Raw genomic sequence first — 23,434 nt, forward strand, 5'->3', positions numbered from 1 at the left:
GTGAGGATCTTGAGGGGTGTCTCGGAGTGCCGGGACGGGAAGGAGTGCCGTCACTCAGAGTGCGTCGATGGTGACAGAGCAATGCCGTTCATCGAGCATTGCACGCCTTCCCATGCCCCTACGGTCCCTCGGATGGGTGATTACCGGCGCGTTGCCTTCGTACCGGGGACCTTGATCACGACTCTGCCTTACGGTGCACCCTCGCGATCCAGTCGGCGGGGCGGGCGATCTCCGCCTTGGTGGGGAGGGTGTTGGGCGAGGTCCACACCCGGTTGAAGCCGTCCATGCCGACCTCGTCCACGACGGCGCGCACGAAGCGTTCGCCGTCGCGGTACTGGCGCAGTTTGGCGTCGAGGCCGAGGAGCTTGCGCAGGGCCTGGTCGAGGCGGCTCGCGCCGCGGGCGCGGCGCTGCTGGAACTTCTCGCGGATCTCGGCGACGGAGGACACCACCTCGGGGCCGACGCCGTCCATCACGTAGTCGGCGTGTCCTTCCAGGAGGGACATCACGGCGGTGAGGCGGCCGAGGATCTCGCGCTGGGCGGGGGTCTGGACGAGCTCGACCAGGCTGCGGCCGCCGTCCTCGCCGGACTCGCCTTCGGGCCGGCCGCCGGCGAGGGACTGGGCGGCCTCGCGCAGCCGCTCCAGGAAGGTCATCGGGTCGACGTCGGTCTCGTCCAGGAACGACTGGATCTCGCCCTGGAGGTGGTCGCGGAGCCAGGGCACCGCGGTGAACTGGGTGCGGTGGGTCTCCTCGTGGAGGGCGACCCAGAGCCGGAAGTCGTGCGGGTCGGCCTCCAGCTCGCGTTCGACGTGGACGATGTTGGGCGCGACGAGCAGGAGGCGGCCGCCGCCGTCGGCGGAGGCGGGGAGTTCGCGGGTGGCGGGGGCGAAGGTCTCGTACTGGCCGAGGACGCGGGAGGCGAGGAAGGACAGCAGCATGCCGACCTCGACGCCGGTGACCTTGGAGCCGACGGCGCCGAGCACGGCGCCGCCCGCGCCGCCGGAGCGCCGTCCCTCCATCTTGTCGAGGAGGGGGCGGAGCAGTTCGCGGAAGCCGGCGACGTTGGCCTTGATCCAGCCGGCCCGGTCCACGACGAGGACGGGGGTGTCCTCCGGCTCGGTGCCCTCGGGGATCATCCGGGTGAAGGCCCGGACGTGCTCCTCCGCCGCCTTCGCGTGCCTGCGCAGCTCCGCGACGACCTCGCGGGCCTCCTCGCGGCTGATCTCGGGACCCGGCCGCACAAGCCGGGTCGCGGTCGCGACCGCGAGGTTCCAGTCGACCATCCCTGCACCACCGATGCTCGTCATGCGTCAACCGTACGTGCTCAGCCCTTGATGCGGTGCGGTGTTGACGCGCTCAGCGCTTGCCGGCGCCGAGCGCGGTGGCGAGTTTGTCGAGGGCTTTCTGGGCCTCGGTGGGGGCGGTGGTGCCGGAGGCGAGGAAGGCGAAGGAGAGCAGTCGTCCCTGGGTGTCCACGACGGTGCCGGCGAGGGTGTTGACGCCGGTGAGGGTGCCGGTCTTGGCGCGGATGAAGCCGGTGCCGCCGGCCTTGCTGGTGTAGCGGCTGCTGAGCGTGCCGCTGAAGCCTGCCACGGGGAGGCCGGTGAGGACGGGGCGCAGTTCGGGGTGGGCGGGGTCGGCCGCCCGGGCGAGGAGGCCGGCGAGCAGGGCGGCGGTCACCTTGTCCTCACGGTTGAGCCCGCTGCCGTCGGCGATGTTCACGCCCTTGAGGGGCAGGCCGAGCTTCTTCAGGCCGGCGGTGACGGCTCGTCGGCCGCCCTTGAAGTCGGCGGGCTGCCCGGCGGCGATGGCGGTCTGCCGGGCCAGCGCCTCGGCGATGTCGTTGTCGCTGTTGGTCAGGGCGCGTTCGACCAGGCCGGAGAGGGGGGCGGAGAGGTGGGTGGCGACCGTACGGGAGGTCTTGGCGGGGCGGCCGGGGGCGGGTGCGCCCTTGATGGTGACGCCGGCCTTGTCGAGGTAGCCGGCGAAGGCGCGGGCGGCGTCGCCCGCCGGGTCCTCGGTGCGTGCGGCGGGGCCCTTGGCCGAGTCGTCCTGGCGGCCCTCGTTCAGCATCAGGGCGCTCATGGGCGCGATGTTCTCGTTGGGGCCGATCGGGTGGTGCGTGGGCCCGGAGTAGGCGGAGGTGTCGTAGCGCAGCCGTACGGAGGGGGCCTTGCCGGTCTTGAGGGCGCGGGCGGTCTCGGTGGCGAGGGTGCGCAGGGCGGCCTTGTCGAGGGTGGGGTCGCCGCCGCCGACGAGGGTGACGGTGTGCGCGTCGTCGGATGCGCGCACGGTGGTGGCGATGCGGTGGGCGGGGCCGAGGGCGCCGAGAGCGGCGACGGTGGTGGCGATCTTGACGGTGGAGGCGGGTGTCATGGGGGCGTCGGCGCCCTTGCCGTAGAGCCGTTTCCCGGTGGCGGTGTCGATGACGACGGCGGCGCGCCGGGTGCCCAGCGCGTCGTTCTCCAGCAGCGGGTCCAGGACGGCGCGCAGGTCGCGGACGGCGCCGGCCGGGGCGTCCTTCGGGCCGGTGCCGGGGGCGGACAGGGCGGCGAGGACGGCGGGGGCGCTGGGGGCGGGGGCGGGGCCCTCGGGATCGCCGGCTTCGTGATGTGCGCCACCTGTGCGTTCGGCGGCGGCCGCCCGGTCCCGCTCGGCCTTACGCTGACCCGAGTCCCAGGGTCCGGCGGCGAGGACGGCGCCGGCCGCGAGGGCCAGTCCGACGACGGCGGACACGGCCGTGAACTGCCAGTCGTTCACTCCGCCGCGTACGCCCAGGCGGGCCGCGATACCGCCGCCCGGCGTGCCGGGCGGTTCCGTCGACGGTCTTTCCACCGGCTCGGCCACCGTTGACCAGCCCCTTTCGCGAGCACACATCTGCGTGAGGGACACTTAACCACCAGTCGTATGTGTTGATCATGGAGGAGCCACCCGTGGAGTTCGACGTCGTTATCGAGATCCCGAAGGGTTCGCGCAACAAGTACGAGGTGGATCACGAGACCGGCCGGATTCGTCTGGACCGTCGGCTCTTCACCTCGACCAGCTACCCGGCGGACTACGGTTTCATCGAGGACACCCTCGGTGAGGACGGCGACCCGCTGGACGCGCTGGTGATCCTGGACGAGCCGACGTTCCCGGGCTGTCTCATCAAGTGCCGCGCGATCGGCATGTTCCGGATGACCGACGAGGCCGGCGGCGACGACAAGCTGCTGTGCGTCCCGGCGTCCGACCCCCGGGTGGAGCACCTTCAGGACATCCAGCACGTGTCGGAGTTCGACCGGCTGGAGATCCAGCACTTCTTCGAGGTCTACAAGGACCTGGAGCCGGGCAAGTCCGTCGAGGGCGCCGACTGGGTCGGCCGCGCCGAGGCCGAGGCCGAGATCGTCAACTCCCGCAAGCGCCTTGAGGCGCAGGGCGGCGCGCACTGACGTTCCGCTTCATGTGAGCGGGCCGGAGAACGGGCGGTACACCCAGGCGGGTGTGCCGCCCGTTCCGTGTGCCCTCCCTTGGGCGTGGCCATACTGGGCAGGAGTGCGCCCGAGGACGCGCAGCCGAGGAGGAGCGAGGTCGAGTGGTGGCGGAACCGGACGGGCCCGATGACGAGAAGCCCCAGTCCGACGAGGCGCACAGCGCCTTCTCGTGGCCGGCCGGGACCGAACCGGCGGCGCCGCCCGAGGAGGACCACCCGACGTCGGAGTTCGCCCTTCCGGAGGGTGTGACGCCGGAGCAGCCGGCCCCTGGTTCCGCTTCCGGTACGGGTTCCGCTTCCGGGTCCGAGACGACCGGTTCGGCGTTCGCCATGCCGAGCACGTACAGCGTCCGGGACTCCCCGCCGGCGTTCACCCCGGCGTACGGGGTGCCGATGGTCCGGCTGGCCAAGGAGGTGCCGTGGCAGGACCGGATGCGCACGATGCTGCGGATGCCGGTCGCCGAGCGCCCGGCCACGGAGCCGGTCCAGCGGCACGACGAGGAGGCGGGGCCTCCGGTCCCGCGCGTGCTCGACCTGACGCTGCGTATCGGGGAGCTGCTGCTCGCGGGCGGTGAGGGCGCCGAGGACGTCGAGGCGGCGATGTTCGCGGTGATGCGGAGCTACGGGCTCGACCGCTGCGAGCCGACCGTGACGTTCACCCTGCTGTCGATCTCGCACCAGCCGTCGCTGGTGGACGACCCGGTGACGGCGAGCCGTACGGTACGCCGCCGGGGCACCGACTACACGCGGCTCGCGGCGGTGTTCCGGCTGATCGACGACATCACGACTGCCGACGACGAGGTGTCGCTGGAGGAGGCGTACCGGCGGCTCGCGGAGATCCGGCGCAACCGGCACCCGTATCCCGGCTGGGTGCTCACGCTGGCCGCCGGCGGGCTGGCCGGGGCGGCGTCGGTGCTGGTCGGCGGTGGTCCGCTGGTGTTCGTGGTCGCGGCGCTCGGGGCGATGCTCGGTGACCGGCTGGCCTGGCTGTGTGCGGGGCGGGGGCTGCCGGAGTTCTACCAGTTCGTGGTGGCGGCGATGCCGCCCGCCGCGATGGGCGTGGCGCTGACGCTGACGCACTGGTCGGACGTACGGCCTTCGGCGGTGATCACCGGTGGGCTGTTCGCGCTGCTGCCGGGGCGGGCGCTGGTGGCGGGCGTGCAGGACGGTCTGACCGGGTACTACATCACGGCCTCGGCGCGGCTCCTGGAGGTCATGTACTTCTTCATCGCGATCGTCACCGGGGTACTGCTGGCCCTGTACGGGGGGCTTCAGCTGGGCGCGAAGCTGGACCCGGACGCGCGGCTCATCACCCACGACCGGCCGGTGACCCAGATCCTCGCGTCGATGGTGCTGACCCTGTCCTTCGCGATCCTGCTCCAGCAGGAGCGGGCGACGGTGCTCGCGGTGACCCTGAATGGCGGCGTGGCCTGGATCGTCTTCGGGGCGATGGCCCGGACGGGCCATCTGTCGGCGGTGGCCGCGACGGCCGCCGCGGCCGGGCTCGTCGGGCTGTTCGGGCAGCTGTTCTCGCGGTACCGCTACACGTCGTCGCTGCCGTACATCACGGCGGCGATCGGGCCGCTGCTGCCCGGCTCCGCGACGTATTTCGGCCTGCTGGGCATCGCGCAGAACGAGCTGGACCGGGGCCTGGCCTCGCTGTCCACGGCGGTGGCGACGGCGCTGGCCATCGCCATCGGGGTGAATCTGGGGAGCGAGATCTCCCGGCTGTTCATGCGGGTGCCGGGCGCGGTCGGCGGCGCGAACCGCCGCGCGGCCAAGCGGACGCGCGGCTTCTGAACGGGAGCGCGCCTCGGGGGCGTACGGCTTACGGGATACGGCTTACGGGATACGGCGCTCAGCGCTTGGCGTGGCGGCCGCGACGGCCGGCCGCCGGGTCCTGCGGGGGCAGCGCCTCTCCGCTGCCGGCGGCGGGGCCCTCGCCCTCCTTCTTGGCCTTGCTCCGGGCACGCAGGAACTCGATGGCGATCGGGATGACCGAGATCAGCACGATCAGGACGAGCATCGCCTCGATGTTCTTGTGGACGAACTCGACGTTGCCGAGGGCGGCGCCGAGCAGGGTCACGCCGACGCCCCAGAGGACGCCGCCGATCACGTTGAACACGATGAACGAGCGGTAGTTCATCCGGCTGACGCCCGCGATGATCGGGGTGAAGGTCCGCACGATCGGCACGAAGCGGGCCAGGATCAGCGACTTCGGGCCGTGCTTCTCGAAGAACTCGTGGGCCTTCTCGACGTTCTCCTGCTTGAAGAGGCGGGAGTCGGGCCGGCTGAAGAGCGAGGGGCCGACCTTTCGGCCGAAGAGATAACCCACCTGGTCGCCGATGACCGCGGCGAGCGCGACCAGGACGCAGACCAGCCAGAGCGGGGTGTGCAGCTTGTCGGTCGTGACCAGCAGGCCCGTGGTGAACAGCAGCGAGTCACCGGGCAGGAAGAAGCCGATGAGCAGCCCGGACTCGGCGAAGACGATGACCAGCACGCCGGCCAGGCCGAACTGTCCGATGAGATGGTCCGGGTCCAGCCAGCTCGGTCCGAGCGCAAGCGTATTCAAGGGTCCGGGCTCCAGGATGAGGTCGATGGGCGGCTGCGTGGCCGCCCCAAGCTATCAACGCCTCGGGACGGCCCCGGGTTCCACCCGCCTCGGTGAGCGATTACGCCCGGCGGCGCGCGTTCGCCTCGATCGCGTCGCGCAGATGCTCGGCGAGGCCCGGCCGCATGGCGTCGTAGAACGCCTTGAACCGGGGATCGGCGACGTACATCCCGCCGAGGCACCGGTGGATCTCGTGGTCGCACTCGTAGAACCAGGCACAGATATGGAGCCGGTGCTCCTCCGCGAGGTCCATGGCGCGTTCGCCGTCGGCGGGCTCACCTGCCGCCGCCAGCGCCGTGTAGCGCTCGCCCCAGGCCGCGGCCTCGGCCTTCATCCGCTGCCAGTCCTCCTTGGTGTAGCGGGCGGTCCGGCGCCGCGACTCGGCGTAGGCGTCGGTGTTGCCCCAGCGGCGCTCGGTCTCCTCGGCGTACTGGTCGGGGTCCCTGTCGCCGAAGACCTCGAACTTCTCCTCCGGGGTGAGGTTGATGCCCATCCTGCGTGCCTCCATCGCTGTCTCTACGGCGGCGGCCATCCGCTGGAGCTCCGCGATCCGGTGCGACAGCAGCGCGTGCTGGCGGCGCAGGTGCTCCCGCGGGTCCGCGGCCGGGTCGTCGAGCAGGTCCGCGATCTCGTCCAGCGGGAAGCCGAGCTCCCGGTAGAAGAGGATCTGCTGCAACCGGTCCAGGTCGGCGTCGTCGTAGCGCCGGTGGCCCGCGTGGCTGCGCCCGCCCGGTGAGAGCAGGCCGATGGTGTCGTAGTGGTGCAGGGTGCGCACCGTGACTCCGGCGAAGCCGGCGACCTGTCCCACGGAGTGCTCCATGGCTCCCCGCTCCTTCCTGTGTGGGTACGGGGACGAGCCTCGGCCCTCACGCCGCGTGAGGTGCAAGTCCCGCCTGCCGCCCGCCCCTTTTGAGCTGTTTTACGGCTTTCGCGTCGCTATGGTGTGCCGATGCCGACCGATTCCGCCGTCGCCGCCGAGCCCGCCCCCGCCCGCCGGCTCCTGGTGCTCATCGTGCCCGCCCTGGCCGTGGGCGTGGCCTCGGCCCTGGTGCTGCTCGGGGTCAGCCTGCTGGCGGAGAAGCTTCAGGACGTGCTGTGGGAGACGCTGCCCGACGCGCTGTCGGTCGGCCGGTACTCCTCGCTGTGGATGATCGTGATGCTCACGGCCATGGGCCTGGTGACCGGCCTGGCGCTGCGCGCCGTACCCGGCCGGGGCGGCCCGGACCCGGCGACCATGGGCCTGGTCGACCCTCCGCTGCCGCCGTACGTGGTGCCCGGTCTGCTCGCGGTCACCGTCCTGGCCCTGGCGGGCGGCGTCAGCCTCGGCCCGGAGAACCCGATCACCGCGGCCAACATCGCCCTGGCCGCCTGGGCCGGACGCCGGTTCGCCCCGGGCGCGCCCGGTGAGCTGTGGCTCGCGCTCGCCGCCGCGGGCACCATCGGCGCGCTCTTCGGCACCCCGGTCGCCGCCGCCCTGATCCTCACCGAGACGCTGGCCGCCGCGCCCGCGCCCGGTGCGCTCTGGGACAAGCTGTTCGGGCCGCTCGCGGCCGGGGCCGCCGGGTCGCTCACCATGACGCTGGCCGCCCACCCCAGCTTCGACCTGTCGCTGCCCCCGTACACGCACGCGCACTGGGGCGATCTGCTCGCCGCCCTCGTGATCGCGTCGGCCGGGGCGGTCCTCGGCCTCGCGGCGGTGTACGCGTTCCCCCTGGTCCACCGGTTCTTCCGGGCCCTGCCGCATCCGGTGCTCGCACTGACCCTGGGCGGCCTGGCGCTCGGCCTGCTCGGGGCGCTCGGCGGGCACCTGACGCTGTTCAAGGGGCTGGACGAGGTGAAGACGCTCGCCGCCGATCCGGACGGCTGGTCGGCCGCCGGGTTCGGGACGATGGCGGTGGTGAAGACGGCGGCCCTGGTGATCGCCGCGACCTGCGGCTTCCGGGGCGGCCGGATCTTCCCGGCGGTGTTCTCGGGCGTCGCGCTCGGACTGTGCGCCCATGCACTCGTGGACGGGGTGCCGGTGGCCCTGGCGGTGACCTGCGGGGTGCTGGGCGTCCTGCTGGCGGTCACCCGGCAGGGCTGGCTGAGCCTGTTCACGGCGGCGGTGCTGGCCTCCGACACGGCCCTGCTGCCGGTGCTGTGCGTGGCCTCGCTGCCCGCCTGGCTGCTGGTCACCGGCCGGCCGCTGATGCAGCTGCGCGAGGACGGCACTCCGCTGCGCTGAGCCGGACGGACCAGCACCGGGCGCCGCACGCGCAAGCGGTCCGTACCGTCGGATTCGTCCGGTCTCGCGGGCGCGAGCCGAGAAGGGCAGGTCCGTGATGCCGCTCCACCGGGGCTCCGCGCACGACGGCGAACCGTCGGCCAAGCAGCGCAAACTGGCGCTCAATCCGTTCTACGCGGTCGCCGACCCGGTCGCCGGGATGGAGGCGGCCCCGCCCCGGCACCGGATGCCGGACGGACCGCTGCCGCCCCACACCGCGTACGGGCTCGTCCACGACGAGCTGATGCTGGACGGCAATTCGCGGCTCAATCTCGCCACCTTCGTCACCACCTGGATGGAGCCCCAGGCCGGGGTGCTGATGGGCGAGTGCCGTGACAAGAACATGATCGACAAGGACGAGTACCCGCGCACCGCCGAGCTGGAGCGGCGCTGTGTGTCGATGCTCGCCGACCTCTGGCACGCGCCCGACCCCTCGGCGGCCGTCGGCTGTTCCACGACCGGGTCGAGCGAGGCGTGCATGCTCTCCGCGATGGCGCTCAAACGCCGCTGGATGGCCAAGAACGCCGACCGCTACCCGGCGAGCGCCAAGCCCAATCTCGTGATGGGGGTGAACGTGCAGGTGTGCTGGGAGAAGTTCTGCACGTTCTGGGAGGTCGAGCCGCGCCTCGTCCCCATGGAGGGCGACCGCTTCCACCTCGACCCGCGGGCGGCCGTGGAGCTGTGCGACGAGAACACCATCGGTGTCGTCGGCATCCTCGGCTCCACCTTCGACGGCAGCTACGAACCGGTCGCGGAGCTGTGCGCGGCCCTGGACGATCTCCAGGAGCGCACCGGTCTCGACATCCCGGTCCATGTCGACGGGGCCTCCGGCGGCATGGTCGCGCCGTTCCTCGACCCGGACCTGGTGTGGGACTTCCGGCTTCCCCGGGTCTCCTCGATCAACACCTCCGGCCACAAATACGGCCTGGTCTATCCGGGCGTCGGCTGGGCGCTGTGGCGCTCGTCCGCCGAGCTGCCCGAGGAGCTGGTCTTCCGGGTGAACTACCTGGGCGGCGACATGCCCACCTTCGCGCTGAACTTCTCCCGGCCCGGCGCCCAGGTCGTCGCGCAGTACTACACCTTCCTGCGGCTGGGCCGGGACGGCTACCGGGCCGTGCAGCAGGCGGCCCGGGACGTGGCAACCGGGCTGGCCGCAAAAATCGAGGAGCTGGGCGACTTCCGGCTGCTCACCCGGGGCGACCAGCTGCCCGTGTTCGCGCTCACCACCAAGCCGGAGGTGACGGCGTACGACGTCTTCGACGTGTCACGGCGGCTGCGCGAACGCGGCTGGCTGGTGCCCGCGTACACCTTCCCCGCGAACCGGGAAGACCTCTCCGTGCTCCGGATCGTGTGCCGCAACGGCTTCTCCTCGGACCTGGCGGAGCTGCTCCTGGAGGACCTGCGCCTCCTGATGCCCGAACTCCGCGCCCAGCCGCACCCGCTGACTCGGGACCAGAACTCGGCCACGTCCTTCCACCACTGAGCTACCCCGTCGCGTACGGGTTCTCCTCGCCCTCCGCGAGTACGCCGACGAAGGCGTCGCCCTCGCCCGCGAAGACGTAGGCGCCGGCCTCGATCCGGGCGATCAGGCCGCGCGTCCACGCGGCGCCCGCGTCCGCCGAGTGGACCCAGAAGTTCATGACCTCGCCGATGTGGCCCAGCTGCTCCGGGCCGCCCTCGGGGAGGTAGTGCCCGGTGACAGCGGAGCGCCAGGACGCGAGGTTCTTCAGGCGCTCCCGGAGCAGGGCGACCGCCTCGGCGCGTTCCAGGTCGACGATGAAGCCGATGCCCGCCGAGAGGACGTCCATCTTCTGGTCGTACGAGGTGAGCGAGGCACGCAGCAGGGCGAAATACTCCTCGGTGCCGCGCCCCGTGATCTCGTACTCGATGCGCGGCGGGCCGCCCGCGGTGCTCGGGGCCACCTCGTGGGCGAGGAGCATGTCCTGTTTCGCGAGCTGTTTCAGCGCGTGGTAGACGGAGCCGGGCTTGGCGTTGGACCACTCGTGGGCGCCCCAGTACTCCAGGTCGTTGCGGACCTGGTAGCCGTGGGCCCGGCCGTGCTGGCGTACGGCGCCGAGGACCAGCAGCCGGATCGCGGACATGCCCTCCACCTCTCTGGTCAACACGACCAGCGTAGCGAAACGCGTGTCCGGCGAGGTCAGAAGGGGAAGACGCTGCGGCCGTGCTGAACGGAGATCCACTTCTGCGTGGTGAACGCGTCCACCGCCGCGTCCCCGTTCATCCGGCCCAGACCGGAGTCCTTCTCGCCGCCGAACGCGATGCCCGGGTCGTCGTGCACGGTGGAGTCGTTGACGTGGAACATGCCGCTGCGGATGCGCTGGGCGAAGCGGATGCCCCGGCCGGTGCGCGCGGTGTGCACGGCGCCGCTGAGGCCGTACGGGCTGTCGTTGACGATCCGCACGGCCTCGTCCTCGCCGTCGAAGGCCACCAGCAGCGCGACCGGGCCGAAGATCTCCTGGTGCAGCAGCGGGGAGTCCTCGGGCAGTCCGGTGAGCACGGTCGGTTCGACCAGATTGCCGCGCACCCGGCCGCGCACCGGGGCCTCGGCGCCCTCGGCGATCGCCTGGTCGACCAGGGCGGCCAGCGAGTCGGCGTGGAAGGTGTTGATGACCGGGCCGATGCCGGTGTCCGGCTCGCGCGGGTCGCCGGTCTTCAGGGCGGCGACCCGGGCGCAGAACTTCTCCGTGAACTCGGCGGCCACCGCGCGGTCCACCAGGATGCGGTTGGCGGCCATGCAGACCTGGCCGGAGTAGAGGAAACGGCTGAAGACGGCGGCGTCGACCGCGTAGTCGATGTCGGCGTCGTCCAGCACCACCAGGGCGCTGTTGCCGCTGAGTTCGAGGATGGTCCGCTTGAAGAGGGCGCCCGCGGTGGCGGCGACATGGCGGCCGACCCGGTCGGAGCCGACGAAGGAGATCACCTGGGGCACGGGGTGCTCGATGAACGCGTCGCCGATCTCGGCTATGTCGGTGACGACCACGTTGAGCAGTCCGGCCGGCAGCCCGGCTTCCTCGAAGATCCTGGCGATCAGCCCGCCACCGACCACGGGCGAGTTCTGGTTGGCCTTGACGACGACCGCGTTGCCGAGGGCGAGGGCCGGTGCGACCGACTTCATCGTCACCAGCAGGGGGAAGTTGAACGGGCCGACGACGCCGATGACCCCGACGGGCAGCCGGTAGAGAAGGTTCTCCTTGCCGTCGGTGGTGGACGGCATGATGCGCCCCTCCGGGGCGAGCGTCTGGCGGGCGGCCTCGCGCAGGAACTCCTGGACGAGGCCCAGCTCGTGCTCGGCCTTGGAACGGATGCTGCCCAGCTCGTCGATGATCGCGTCGGTGATCTCGCCGGCCAGCTCCTCGGTGACCCGGAGCGCACGCTCCAGGACGTCCCGGCGGCGGTACGGGCTCGCGGCCGCCCACTCGCCCTGTGCGCGCTCGGCGGCGCGGTAGGCGCTGTCCACCTCGGCGGCGGTGGCGATGGTGATCGCGGCCAGCTTCTCGCCGTTGTAGGGATTGAAATCGATGATGTCCCAGGAGCCGGTGCCCGTACGCCATTCACCGTCGATGTACTGGCCGGCCAGCTCTTGGAAGAAGGACATGCGATCCCTTAACTCAGGTGCAGACTCCTGTAGGAGTGTCATCGTACTGAAAATTCAGGAGGGTTGGAGAAGTCCTCGGAGCAGGTCACGACTCTCCTCCGGGTCCGGGCACTCCTCGTGGAGCCGCGTCATCGCCTTTTCGTACTGGGCGACTTCCTCGTCCTTGTCCAGATAGAGCGCGCTTGTCAGCTGCTCCAAATACACGATGTCCGACAGATCGGATTCCGGGAATCGCAGCATGGTGAACGATCCGCTCTCGCCGGAGTGCCCGCCGAAGCTGAACGGCATCACCTGAAGCGTGATGTTCGGCTGTTCCGACATATCGATCAGATGCCGCAATTGCGCCCGCATCACTTCGCGTCCGCCGTACGGGCGGCGCAGCGCCGCCTCGTCCAGGACGGCGTGGAAGCGGGGCGCCCGTTCGGAGACCAGGACCTTCTGCCGTTCGAGGCGCAGGGCGACGCGGCGCTCGATCTCGGCGGGCGGCGCGCCGCGCATGCCCCGGGAGACGACCGCGTGCGCGTAGTCCTCGGTCTGGAGCAGTCCGTGCACGAACTGGACCTCGTAGATCCTGATGAGCGAGGCCGCTCCCTCCAGACCGACGTACGTCTGGAACCAGCCGGGCAGCACATCCCCGTAACTGTGCCACCAGCCCGCCACATTGGCCTCACGGGCCAGGGCGAGCAGGGAGTCGCGCTCCGCCTCGTCCGTGACGCCGTAGAGCGTGAGCAGATCCTCGACGTCCCTGGCCTTGAAGCTCACCCGTCCCAACTCCATGCGGCTGATCTTCGATTCGGAGGCCCGGATCGAGTAGCCGGCCGCCTCGCGGGTGATGCCTCGCGAGTCACGCAGTCTCCTGAGCTGAGAGCCCAGCAGGATGCGCCGCACCACGGACCCACTCGACTCGCCTGCCGCCACTGGTCCAACCCTCCCCATCGCTTCCTGGCATCGGGGCTCCCCCTGAACCCCAAGAGCCGGATTCTGCCATCAAAACGCTTCGCCCCGTACTCATTCGATTACGGAAATGGGAAGAGCTTGGGAAGAGGCCGAAACCGGGGCCGGGAAGAAATGACCAAGAACCGGACGGGGCCGGACAGGTCAGGCGCGTGCACGTGCATCTGCCCTTGCATCTGCTGTGCGCATTCGGAACCATGGAGCCCGCGCACCTGCGTTCTCGTTCGTGTTGTACCGCTGTCGCCGGTACGCAGTACCGGTCCAGCCGCGATTCCCGGGAGTGCCTCGCATGAGGACGAATGGATCGACGATGCTCGAGCCGTTACGGCAGGGGCTTCCCCCCATCGATCCCTCGGCCGTCTCCGGGTCGGCCACCTGCACCCTGCCACCGCATTACGAGGCGGTCGGCGGCGCGCGGCGGTTCACCCGGTCGACGCTGGGGGGGTGGGGGCTGAGCGAGCGCTTCGACGATGTCGCGCTCGTCGTCTCCGAGCTGGTCACCAACGCCCTGCGGCACGCCCTGCCGGCCGACGCCCCGCGCGAGTGCCAGGAGCCGCCCGTACGGCTGCACCTGATGCGCTGGACCTCGCGGCTGGTGTGCGCGGTGCGCGATCCGAGCCAGGCGAGCCCGGTCGCCTCCGAGGCGGCGGACTCCGCCGAGTCGGGGCGGGGGCTGTTCCTGGTGGAGTCCTTCAGCGACTGCTGGGGCTGGCACCCCTCCCCCATGCTGGCCGCCGAGAGCGCGCCGGGCGCGGCGGCTTCCCGAGGCAAGGTCGTCTGGGCTCTGTTCAGACTGACCGACCCGGTGTGACGGGGGGCGGTGCGACCGGCCGGCGCACCGCACAGCACACCGCACGAGGGCTGAACACCGCTGGTTTCCAGCAGTGTTCAGCCCTTTGTGGTGTACGGGGACCTCAGCCCACCAGGTGGTCGAACTCGCCGTCCTTGACGCCGAGGAGCAGCGCCTCTATCTCGGCCGGTGTGTAGACCAGCGCCGGCCCGTCCGGGTGGCGCGAATTGCGCATCGCCACATCTCCGTCGGGCAGTTTCGCGAACTCCACGCAGGACCCCTGGGAGTTGCTGTGTCTGCTCTTCTGCCAGACGACTCCGCGAAGCTCTGTGGCCGCCATGCCGTTGTACACGTGGTGCACAGGACGCTCCCCGAGTTGCAAGGTGCAAGTGTCAACTGTCCCGGATCATAGCTGTGTTCAATTCCTGGTGCATGAGCGGATGCACGAGCGGATGCACGTGCACGCGGGGTGGCGCCGTGATTACAGCTTCCGCCTATAGAGACGTATGAACGGCCTCTCCGGCTCCCGATTCAGGGAGTTGACTTCTCGGCGCCCCTTGCGACCCACTGGTAGCTTGGACGGCCATTCGTCTTCCAGGGGGAATTCCACATGCACAAAATCGCACGTACCGGCGCAGTCCTCGCGACCGGTCTGCTGACCGCGCTCGCCCTCACCGGTTGCGGAAGCGACGGCGGCAAGGACGACTCGGGCAAGGACTCCGGGGCCAGCGCGAGCCCGACGGGCGGAAGCAGCGACGCGCCGTCCGGCACGGACGGCGGCACCGGCGGCGGCTCGGCCGGTGACGCGAAGGCGCTGGAGGGCGCCTGGTCGGGCCAGACCGACGGCAAGCCGGTGGTGCTGTCCGTGGCCGCCGGGGTGGCCGCCGTGGTCGCCGAGTCCCATGTCTGCTCGGGCACCGTCTCGGGCGAGGGCAAGCCGGCCCTGGAGCTGAAGTGCGCCGACGGGGACACCACCCGGATCACCGGGGAGGTCGAGTCCAACGACGGCAAGACCGTGGTGATCGTGTGGGGCAGCGGGACCAAGGACACGCTGGAGAAGACCGAATCGGACGCGCTGGAGGGCATCCCCGACATCCCCGATCTCCCCGGCATGTCGGACCTGCCGACGCCGTGAGGTCGTGACGCGGTGACGCCGTGAGGTCCCGGCGCTACGAGGTCAGGCCCCGGGAGAAGTCCTCCAGCGCGTCGAGGAGCAGGGCCACGTTGTCGCGTACGAGTCCGGCCCCGGCGGAGGGCGGCGCACCGCCCTCCGCCGCCTCCTCCTCGCGCACCCGGCACTCCGCGTCCCAGCGCTCCAGCGCCTCCCGCACCGGCGTCCAGTCCGGCACCCGCCGCTCCCGCACCGCCTTGGCGCCCCGGTCCGTGGCCCGGCGCAGCGCGTCGGCCAGCGCGGCGGCCCCCGGCACGGGCTCGGCCCCGCGGCGCGGGATGTGGGCCTCCAGGAGCATCGCGACCCGGCCGAACTGGGCCAGCGAGTGCTGGGTGGCGTCGGCCGCGGCGTGCGACAGGCCCCGGTGGCGCACCGGTTCGTGCCGGGCCGTCGCCACCGCCTCCTGCCAGTCGACCCGGGCCTCGCGGGTGGCGAGCAGGGCTTGCCGCACATCGCCCCGGGCCCGGTCGGCCGGGTCCGCGTACTGGTCCACGACCGCCGCCGCGTACCGGCCGTCCGCCTTCAGCCAGTCGCCGAGCCGGGTCCGCAGGCGCGGGGTCTCCCAGGCCGGGTAGACGGCGTACGAGATCATCGCCAGGAGCCCGCCGGCCAGGGTGAGCAGCACCCGCTCGAACACGGTCTGGCCCAGGTCGTCGCCGGCCATGCCGAGCAGGAAGACGACATACGCGCCGACGCACGCCTGGGCGACCGCGTAGCCGGTCCGCATCAGCAGATACATCAGCAGGGCGCAGACCACGGCGAGGACGGCGAGCGGTCCGGTGCCCGGGTGCCCGGCCTCCACGATCGTGGAGGCGAGGAAGACGCCGACGAGGGTGCCGCCGAACCGGGCGACCGCGCGGGAGTAGGTCTGCGAGAACTCCGGCCGCATCACCATCACCGCCGCCAGCGGCGCCCAGTAGCCGTGGCCGAGCGGCAGCAGGCGGCCCAGGAGATAGCCGACCGCGGCGACGGCGGCGAGCCGGACCGCGTGCCGCAGGATCGGGGAGCCGTGGTGGGCTTCGCGGCGCATCGCCCCGGCGACGACCGGGGCGAGCTTCAGCAGTCCGGGGCGCCGGTGGTGCTCGACGGGCAGCCGGCTCTTCTTGATGGCGTCGGCGGCCTCCTCGGCGCCGGCCCGCTCCTCCTTGGTGCCGTCGCCCTCGGCGGCCTCGATGACGTCGGAGAGCAGGGCGGCGAGCCGGTCGGCGGCGCGCAGCGGCGGGCCGGTGAGCAGGGCCCCGGTGTCGGGGGTCTTCAGCACGGCGACGGCCGGGGCGGGCAGCTTGACCGGGTCGCCGTGGCGGATCGCCCGGGCGGCCGCGTCGAGCAGCGATCCGGCGGCGGCCAGCAGCTCGCGGACCCGGTCGCGCTCGGGGCCCTCGGCGGGCACGCCCATGGCCGGGTCGGCGAGCGAGGCCAGGACCGGCCTGATGCGTTCGGCGACCCCGCGTGAGCCGTGCAGTTCGGCGGGGCGGCGGCGGGCCTCGCGGGCGGTGACGGCGGCGGCCCGGCGCGCGAGCATCAGGGGCTCCGGGTCGAAGTGGGCGACCGGGTCGTGGCGCAGCCGGCGGGCGTAGTCGGCCTCGGCGGCCAGCGCGTCGGCGAGCGCGTCGCGCTGGGCGCCCCATCTGCGGATCGGGAAGAGCACGATCAGCGCCGCCTGGACCACCCCGCCGAACATGATCATCGCGCCGTGCAGGGCCGCCTGGGCGACGGAGGCCGGCAGGGTGATGGTGACGAGCATGATCGCGACGTTGGACGCGGCGATGATCCCGCCGGTCGGGCCCGCCGCCCAGGCGAGCCCGGCGAGGAAGGTCCAGACGATCAGCAGGACCACGAAGAGCAGGAGACGGGTGCCGGTCACATAGCCCACGAAGGTGGACAGGCCGAGGCTGAATCCGGAGACCAGGGCGAGCACGGGGCGGGGGCGCCAGCTGCGCTGGAAGGTGGCGATGGCGGCCTGGAACGCGCCGAACGCGGAGCTGGCGGCGACCACCGGACCGAACAGCGCCAGGCTCACCCCGATGACCAGGGCGAGCCCGGCCGCGCCACGCACCGCGACCAGGGGTTCGAGGCGCCGCCGCTCGATCTTCAAGCCGGTGCGGGCGGTCTCCTTCAGCGCCCGGAGCCAGCTCATGTGCCGAGCCTAACCGGAATCGCCGTTTTGCCCGAGTTGTGAATTCTTACGGCCGTGGGGCGCTCAGCGCCCGATGCCCCGCGCCTCGCCGCCCATCCGCGTCTCCCCGCCCATCCGCGCCCGGTCCGCCGCCGCCGTGCCGTGCGTCCAGCCGTCCAGGTCCGTCGCGCCCCGGACCCGGGTGGTCGTGGTGCGGGGGAACATCTGCTCGGCGGCCTCGGTGACCGCGAGATCGCGGGCGGCGAGGACGGGGAGCAGCCCGGCGCCGCCCGGCGCACCGCCGCCCGTACCGCTCTCCGTGTCGTTCTCCGCCTCGGCCGTGGCGCGGGCGGTGCCGTCCGCGAGGCGACTGCCCAGGCGCTGGACGTAGGCCATCAGGAAGGACTGCCGGAACGTCTTGGTCCGCTTGCGTCCGCCGGCCCGCTGGCCCGCCTCCGCGCGGGTCATCGCGGCCGTGCCCTGGACGAGCAGCGAGGTGTGGAGCAGTTCGACGGCCTCCAGGTCCGCCTCGAAGCCGATGACCGTGGCGAAGCCCAGGTCGCTGTTCCAGACGGCCTGGCAGCGGTTGGCCGAGGCCACCGCGTCCAGCAGGATCGCCTTGGCCGTCTCGTAGGGGGCGTCCACGCCGATCCGGCAGGCGCCGGGGGTGCGGTCGCCGTGCGTACGGGCGGCGAGCAGGGCGTCGTCGATGCTGTGCCGGGCCATCAGCTCCTGCGCCTTGGTGGTCAGCGCCTCCGCCTCCTCCGGATAGCCGGTCGCCTCCGCCTTCGCGAGCAGGGCGCGGATGCGGGTGAGCATGCGGGGCTCCCCGGCGGCGGGCGGCCGGGTCAGGACCTCGCGCGCCGCGCCCGGCGGAGGCCCGACAGGCTCGATGGCCGGGAGGGCGAGCAGCAGCCGGTGGAGGGCGAGGAGCGCGGAGGCGTACGAGAAGCGGTCGGGCCGGCCCGGGGGCGGCGCGGCGGGCAGCCCGGCCAGCTGGGTCCGCCAGCGCGGCGGCAGCTCGTCGTAGCGGCGGAGCTCGGCGGCGATGAGCCCGGCGGCCAGGCCCGCCGCGTGTTCGTCCAGCTCGCGGCGGACGAGGCGGACGACGTCGGCGGGGAGCCAGCCGCGCCGCCAGGCCCGGCGGACGAACTCCTCGCCCCGGCGCGCCAGCTCCGCGTCGGCCTGCGGGGCGGCGGCGAGCAGCGAGGCGCCGGTGTCGAGACCGGCGTCGTCCTCCGAGTAGAGGGCGGCCGCGAACGCCTGGTCGATCACCGATTCCATGAGATCAGCGTAAGCAGGCGCCACCCACAGCCGTCGTCCACAGCCTGTGGATATCGAACGCGCGCACGAAGCGCCGGCTCCGGGGCGTTGTCAGTGCCGGGTGCCAGACTCGGCCGTATGACCGAACGCTGGGCGCTGGCCGTCACGGAGGGCGGGGGCGCGCGCCTCGCCCCGCTGGACCGTGCCGGACGGCCGGCGGGCCCGGTGCTGACCGAGCCGGATCTCGCGGCGGCGGTCCGCTCCCGGCCGGACGTCACCCGCTGGGTGTGGCGCTCGACGGCCGAGGTCTATCCCCGGCTGCTGGCCGCCGGGGTGCGGGTCGAGCGGGCCTATGACGTGGAGGCCGCCGAATCCCTGCTGCTCGGACACGAGGGACGGCTCGGCGAGCCCCGGTCGGCCGCCGCCGCGCTCGCCCGGCTGCGCGGCGGCCCGGTGCCGCCCGATCCGCCGCCCCGGTCCGCGGAGCCGGGCTCCCAGTCGTCGCTGTTCGAGCCGCCCGCAGGCCCGGAGCTGCCGTTCGACGCGCTCACCGAGGTGTACGCGGCGCAGCTGGCGCGTCACGAGGCGACGGACCGGCCGGACCGGATGCGGCTGCTGACGGCCGCCGAGTCGGCGGGGATGCTGGTCGCCGCCGAGATGAACCGGACGGGCCTGCCCTGGCGGGCCGACGTGCACCGCGAGGTGCTGCGCGAACTGCTCGGCGAGCGGTATGCGGGCGGCGGCGAGCCGCGCCGGCTCGCCGAGCTGGCCGACGAGGTGTCCGCCGCCTTCGGCCGCCGGGTGCGCCCGGATCTGCCGGCCGATGTGGTGAAGGCGTTCGCGCAGGCCGGGATCAAGGTCCGCTCGACGCGCCGCTGGGAGCTGGAGGCCCTGGACCATCCGGCGGTCGCGCCGCTCGTCCAGTACAAGAAGCTGTACCGGATCTGGACCGCGCACGGCTGGAGCTGGCTCCAGGACTGGGTACGCGACGGCCGATTCCGCCCCGAGTACCAGCCGGGCGGCACGGTCTCCGGGCGCTGGACGACCAACGGCGGCGGGGCGCTCCAGATCCCCAAGGTGATCCGGCGGGCCGTCGTCGCGGACGAGGGATGGCGCCTGGTCGTCGCGGACGCCGCCCAGATGGAGCCCAGGGTGCTGGCCGCGATCTCCCGCGACCCGGGCCTGATGGAGGTCGCGGGCCATGAGGGCGACCTCTACACCGCGCTGTCCGACCGCGCCTTCCACGGCGACCGCGACCACGCGAAGATCGCGCTGCTCGGTGCCGTCTACGGGCAGACCTCCGGGGACGGCCTGAAGAATCTGGCGGCCCTGCGCCGCAGGTTCCCGCGCGCGGTGGCCTATGTGGACGACGCCGCGAAGGCGGGCGAGGAGGGCCGTCTCGTACGCACCTGGCTCGGCCGGACCAGTCCGCCGGCGGCCGGGCACGGGGAGGACGGGGAGGCGGGCATCCCGCAGGAGGAGGACGAGGGGCGCTCGGACTTCACGCCCGGTTACGCCTCGTCGGACGCGCGGGCCCGCGGCCGGTTCACGCGGAACTTCGTGGTCCAGGGCAGTGCGGCGGAGTGGGCGCTGCTGCTTCTGGCGGCGCTGCGCCGGGCGGTCGCCGCCGCCGGGCTCCGGGCGGAGCTGGTCTTCTTCCAGCACGACGAGGTGATCGTGCACTGCCCGCTCGCGGAGACGGAGGCGGTCGTGGCGGCGCTCCGGGAGGCCGCGGGGGTGGCCGGCCGGACGGCCTTCGGCGAGACACCGGTGCGCTTCCCGTTCACCACGGCGGTGGTGGAGCGCTATTCGGACGCGAAATGACCGGCAACGGCCCGAGCCGAACCCCCTCCGGCCCGGGCCGTGCGCCCGTACGCGCCCCGGGGAGAGAGCCCGGGGCGCGTGGGCTCGGCGGTTACAGCCGCTTCGCCGGTCTACCGTCTACCCGCGTTCCCACAACGCGGGGACATTCGGCGGCTCCCAGCCGGTCAGGGCGGTGTGAGCCTGTAGACAGCGGTAGGCGACTCCGCCGTATGTGACGCGGTCTCCCGCGGTGTAGGCCGTCCCGGCCGCCCAGGTGCCACCGGGTTCGGTCGGCGGGTCGGTCGGGTCGGTGGGCGGATCGGTCGGGTCCGTGGGGTCCTGGGCGACATCGAGGACGAAGTCGAAGGTGCCCTCCTTGCCGGAGCCGACGGTCCGGACGTTCATCAGGAGCGCCGCGTCGTACAGCATGTCGGTGCTGTTGCGCGGCTCGCCCGGGAAGTAGAGCTGGGTGGTGAGGATGCCCGAGCCGGGGGCCTGGGCCTTCACATGGATGTGCCGGGTGCGGCCGGGGTAGAGGCCGGGCACGATCGTGGTGAGCGTGAACGCGCCGTTCTGGTCGGTGAACTGGTGGCCGCGGAAGTTGAATCCGCTCATGTCGTACTCGCCGTTGGTGTCGGCCTGCCAGAAGTCGAGCAGCACGCCCGGGATGGGGCGGCACTCGCGCCCGAAGACGTAGCCGCTGACGGTGAGCGGGACGCCGGGCGTGGACGAGGTCACCAGGCTGGTGCGGAGCGGGGAGTTGGGCTTGAAGTACGGGCCCTCGATCTGGTCGTGCGTCGGCTCGTCGCCGTCGTCGCAGTCCGGGGTCGGGGCGAGCGGCCTGCCGGTGTTCCCGGCGTCGCGCGCCAGCGCCACCCCGCCGCCCGCGAACAGCGGTACGGCGGTGGCCACGAGCGCCGCCTTGAGGAGGGACTTACGGCTGATCGCCGGACCGCCTGCGGCTCGGGCGGCGGGCTCGTTGCTCTCGGGGGATGCGGGGGGCATGGCTGACGGACTCCTCGGGATGGTGGGGAAGGGGCACGTGCGCGGTGCGGGGCCCGGGGCGGTGTCGGTCGCCCCGGGCCCGTTCCTCGATCGCCTGAGGGGCGGGGTGTTCCGCTGTTACACGGTTTTCGCTGTTACATGGCCTGCCAGAGGGCCGGGACGTTCGGCGGGGTCCAGCCGGGCTGCGCCTGGTGGCCCTGGAGGCAGCGGTAGCTGGCGGAGCCGTACGTCACGACGTCACCGGCCGCGTAGGTGGTGCCGGCCGCCCAGGTGCCGCCCGGGTTGGTCGGCGGGTCGGTCGGGTCCGGCGGGGTGGTGGAGCCGTTGGTGACCAGGGTCAGCCCGTACGCCTGGAGCGCGGCGTTCAGCGGCTGGAAGTAGGTCACCCCGCCCTGCGAGCAGTTGCCGGTGCCGCCGGAGGTGACGCCCTGGGCCTGGCTGCCGGAGATGAACGAGCCGCCGGAGTCGCCGGGTTCGGCGCAGACGTTGGTCCGGGTCACCCCGGAGACGGTGCCCTCCTGGTAGGTGACGCTGCTGTTGCGCTGCTGGATGGTGCCACAGTGCCAGCCGGTGGTGGAGCCGGAGCGGCAGACGGACTGGCCCTCGATCGCCTCGGTGGAGCCGGTGACCGTCACATCGCCGTTGCCGTAGCCGTTGACCAGCGGGCGCGGGGTCCAGTTGGTGTTGGTGGCGACCCAGGAGTAGTCGCGGCCGGGGAAGGTGGAGCCCTGGAAGGAGCCCTGGGCCTGCTGGTTGTAGCCGCTGGTGGAGACGCCCGGGGTGCCGCAGTGCCCGGCGCTGACGAAGCCGCTCTGGGTCCCGCGCTTGACGGGGAAGCCGATGGAGCAGCGGCCGGAGCCGTTCATGTAGTACGCGTCGCCGCCGCGCAGGTCCGTGAAGGTGCGGGGCTGCTCGGTGGCGTGCGCGACCTTCACCAGGTCGCGGGAGACCCCGGCCTTCGCGAGGAACGCCTCGGCGGCGGACGCCTTTCCGGCCTGGACGACGACGCGGTTGCTGCTGACGTCCACGTACCAGGCGGGGACGTCCTTCGGCGCGGTGCGCAGCGCGACCCGGTCCAGCGCGGCCTTGGCGGTGTCCAGCTCGGCCAGGCTGTGGTCGACGACCTCGGCCCGGGCACCGGCCTTCGCGATGCGGGCGGCGTCCGCGGCGTCGGTGGTGGAGACCGTCAGGTTGCCCGCGTCACCGGAGACCCGGGCACCGGCGTAGGCGGCGCCGAGCGAGTGGCGAAGCCCGGCGGTGACGGCGGTGGCCCGCGCCTCGTTGGCTATGCGGCTGCGGGCCTCGGACGCGGTCAGCCCGAGGTCCCGCTGCATGGCCTTCAGCAGCCCGGGCGACAGCTGGGCGGCATCGGTCGTGACGGCGGGGGTGTGGGGGGCGGGGTCGGCGGACGCGGTGCCGGTGAGACCGGCGAGTGCGAGCGCGCCGACGGCCACGGTGGCGGTACACGCGGCCAGGGCCCGTCTGCGGAGCATGGATCTCTCCACGGAACTCTCCTTGTTCTGGGGAACGCTTCGGGGGGAAGCAGTGCGGGGGAATTCGCCGCCAAGCTAGCCGCGTACACGTCAGTTTTAGGAGATCCCGTCCGCCCCATCGCGCCGCGTTATGGGGCGCCGAATCCGGGCCCGAACTCCCTTTGTATACGGGTCCGAAGTAGGTTCCCCTCATGCGAATAGGCCGGCTGCTGGGCAGTGGACGCGACGCGGATGTGTACGAGCTGGACGAGGCGTGGGTGCTGCGGCGCTACCGCCACGGGCTGGACGCCTCCCGGGAACTGCCCGTCATGTCCTACCTGTCGGCCTCCGGCTATCCGGTGCCCCGGCTGGGCCCGCAGCCCCTGTCGGCCGGTCCCGGCGATCTGGTCCTCCAGCGCCTGCACGGCCCGACGATGCTGGAGTGCCTGCTGTCCGGGGCGCTCGGCGCCGAGGAGGGCGCGGACCTGCTGACCGGTCTCCTCGCCGAGCTGCACACCGTCCCGGCCCGCCTCTCGCCCGACCCCGAGGACCGGGTCCTCCACCTGGACCTGCACCCGGACAACGTGATCATGACGCCGGACGGCCCCGTGGTCATCGACTGGAGCAACACCGAGGAGGGACCGCCCGCCCTGGACCGGGCCATGTCGGCGCTGATGCTGGCCCAGGTCGCGGTGGACCCCGCCCACCCGGCGGCGGACGGCGCCCGCGAGCTGGTGGCCGCCCTGGTCCCCCGCCTGGCCGCCGACGACGGCATCCCCGCCCCCCACCTGGCCGACGCGGCCGCCCGGCGCGCGCTCAACCCGACGATGACCCCGGCCGAGAAGGCCGTGATCGGGGAGGCGGCGGAGCTGGTGGCGGCGCTGGCGGAGCGGTAGCGG

The 23,434-nt window shown here is 72.5% G+C and carries 20 protein-coding genes; 8 read left to right on the plus strand and 12 right to left on the minus strand.

Going from position 1 to position 23,434, the window contains the following annotated elements; all coding sequences use genetic code 11:
* Positions 1–175: 175 nt before the first annotated feature.
* A complete protein-coding gene (locus OG338_RS12805; RefSeq protein WP_405937460.1) occupies positions 176–1,309 on the minus strand; it encodes a zinc-dependent metalloprotease in 1,134 nt (377 codons plus the stop codon).
* 49 nt (positions 1,310–1,358) lie between these two features.
* Positions 1,359–2,849: a D-alanyl-D-alanine carboxypeptidase/D-alanyl-D-alanine-endopeptidase gene (gene dacB / locus OG338_RS12810; RefSeq protein WP_405937461.1), complete on the minus strand. Its 1,491-nt coding sequence runs from the start codon at positions 2,847–2,849 to the stop codon at positions 1,359–1,361.
* An 86-nt stretch (positions 2,850–2,935) separates the two neighbouring features.
* Between dacB and OG338_RS12815 the strand changes: the two genes are divergently transcribed.
* Entirely contained in the window at positions 2,936–3,430 is a 495-nt protein-coding gene (locus OG338_RS12815; protein WP_405940406.1) for an inorganic diphosphatase, read from the plus strand.
* 143 nt (positions 3,431–3,573) lie between these two features.
* Positions 3,574–5,271 (plus strand): threonine/serine exporter family protein, encoded by a 1,698-nt coding sequence (locus OG338_RS12820; RefSeq protein ID WP_405937462.1) that lies wholly within the window; start codon positions 3,574–3,576, stop codon positions 5,269–5,271.
* Positions 5,272–5,329: 58 nt separating this feature from the next.
* On the opposite strand, the gene OG338_RS12825 is transcribed toward OG338_RS12820, so the two are convergent.
* Positions 5,330–6,043 carry a DedA family protein gene (locus tag OG338_RS12825; protein ID WP_405937463.1) on the minus strand — a complete coding sequence of 238 codons (714 nt, stop codon included), beginning with the start codon at positions 6,041–6,043 and terminating at the stop codon, positions 5,330–5,332.
* A gap of 100 nt (positions 6,044–6,143) precedes the next feature.
* A complete protein-coding gene (locus OG338_RS12830) occupies positions 6,144–6,902 on the minus strand; it encodes a MerR family transcriptional regulator (protein WP_405937464.1) in 759 nt (252 codons plus the stop codon).
* A gap of 129 nt (positions 6,903–7,031) precedes the next feature.
* Here OG338_RS12830 and OG338_RS12835 point away from each other — a divergent pair, with 129 nt between their 5' ends.
* Both OG338_RS12835 and OG338_RS12840 read left to right on the plus strand, forming a co-directional pair.
* A complete protein-coding gene (locus OG338_RS12835) occupies positions 7,032–8,306 on the plus strand; it encodes an ion channel protein (RefSeq protein WP_405937465.1) in 1,275 nt (424 codons plus the stop codon).
* Positions 8,307–8,403: 97 nt separating this feature from the next.
* Positions 8,404–9,828 carry a glutamate decarboxylase gene (locus OG338_RS12840; RefSeq protein ID WP_405937466.1) on the plus strand — a complete coding sequence of 475 codons (1,425 nt, stop codon included), beginning with the start codon at positions 8,404–8,406 and terminating at the stop codon, positions 9,826–9,828.
* Position 9,829: 1 nt separating this feature from the next.
* Here the strand turns inward: OG338_RS12840 and OG338_RS12845 are convergent, their stop codons facing one another.
* Genes OG338_RS12845 through OG338_RS12855 form a run of 3 tightly spaced genes read right to left on the minus strand, consistent with a single transcriptional unit; the run spans position 9,830 to position 12,897 of the window.
* A complete protein-coding gene (locus OG338_RS12845; protein WP_405940407.1) occupies positions 9,830–10,447 on the minus strand; it encodes a PadR family transcriptional regulator in 618 nt (205 codons plus the stop codon).
* Between the two features lie 56 nt (positions 10,448–10,503).
* A complete protein-coding gene (locus tag OG338_RS12850; protein WP_405937467.1) occupies positions 10,504–11,961 on the minus strand; it encodes an aldehyde dehydrogenase family protein in 1,458 nt (485 codons plus the stop codon).
* Positions 11,962–12,015: 54 nt separating this feature from the next.
* Complete coding sequence (locus OG338_RS12855; RefSeq protein WP_405937468.1) at positions 12,016–12,897, minus strand: helix-turn-helix domain-containing protein; 882 nt, start codon at positions 12,895–12,897, stop codon at positions 12,016–12,018.
* A gap of 328 nt (positions 12,898–13,225) precedes the next feature.
* On the opposite strand from OG338_RS12855, the gene OG338_RS12860 reads away from it, so the two are divergent.
* A complete protein-coding gene (locus OG338_RS12860) occupies positions 13,226–13,726 on the plus strand; it encodes an ATP-binding protein (protein WP_405937469.1) in 501 nt (166 codons plus the stop codon).
* 103 nt (positions 13,727–13,829) lie between these two features.
* On the opposite strand, the gene OG338_RS12865 is transcribed toward OG338_RS12860, so the two are convergent.
* Positions 13,830–14,066, minus strand: a complete 237-nt coding sequence (locus tag OG338_RS12865) for a DUF397 domain-containing protein (protein WP_018102227.1) — start codon at positions 14,064–14,066, stop codon at positions 13,830–13,832.
* Between the two features lie 249 nt (positions 14,067–14,315).
* Here OG338_RS12865 and OG338_RS12870 point away from each other — a divergent pair, with 249 nt between their 5' ends.
* Positions 14,316–14,840, plus strand: coding sequence for a hypothetical protein (locus OG338_RS12870; protein WP_405937470.1), 525 nt, complete (start codon positions 14,316–14,318; stop codon positions 14,838–14,840).
* A gap of 34 nt (positions 14,841–14,874) precedes the next feature.
* Here the strand turns inward: OG338_RS12870 and OG338_RS12875 are convergent, their stop codons facing one another.
* Positions 14,875–17,013: an FUSC family protein gene (locus tag OG338_RS12875; RefSeq protein ID WP_405937471.1), complete on the minus strand. Its 2,139-nt coding sequence runs from the start codon at positions 17,011–17,013 to the stop codon at positions 14,875–14,877.
* Between the two features lie 63 nt (positions 17,014–17,076).
* Positions 17,077–18,276 (minus strand): DUF2786 domain-containing protein, encoded by a 1,200-nt coding sequence (locus tag OG338_RS12880; protein ID WP_405937472.1) that lies wholly within the window; start codon positions 18,274–18,276, stop codon positions 17,077–17,079.
* 117 nt (positions 18,277–18,393) lie between these two features.
* Here OG338_RS12880 and OG338_RS12885 point away from each other — a divergent pair, with 117 nt between their 5' ends.
* Positions 18,394–20,079, plus strand: coding sequence for a bifunctional 3'-5' exonuclease/DNA polymerase (locus tag OG338_RS12885; protein WP_405937473.1), 1,686 nt, complete (start codon positions 18,394–18,396; stop codon positions 20,077–20,079).
* Positions 20,080–20,196: 117 nt separating this feature from the next.
* Here OG338_RS12885 and OG338_RS12890 read toward each other — a convergent pair whose 3' ends face one another.
* Entirely contained in the window at positions 20,197–21,063 is an 867-nt protein-coding gene (locus OG338_RS12890; protein ID WP_405937474.1) for a carbohydrate-binding protein, read from the minus strand.
* A gap of 134 nt (positions 21,064–21,197) precedes the next feature.
* Entirely contained in the window at positions 21,198–22,556 is a 1,359-nt protein-coding gene (locus OG338_RS12895; RefSeq protein ID WP_405940408.1) for an alpha-lytic protease prodomain-containing protein, read from the minus strand.
* A 191-nt stretch (positions 22,557–22,747) separates the two neighbouring features.
* Here OG338_RS12895 and OG338_RS12900 point away from each other — a divergent pair, with 191 nt between their 5' ends.
* Positions 22,748–23,431, plus strand: coding sequence for a phosphotransferase (locus OG338_RS12900; protein ID WP_405937475.1), 684 nt, complete (start codon positions 22,748–22,750; stop codon positions 23,429–23,431).
* Positions 23,432–23,434 lie beyond the last annotated feature (3 nt).

Source organism: Streptomyces sp. NBC_00726 (assembly GCF_045161735.1).
Lineage (GTDB): Bacteria > Actinomycetota > Actinomycetes > Streptomycetales > Streptomycetaceae > Streptomyces.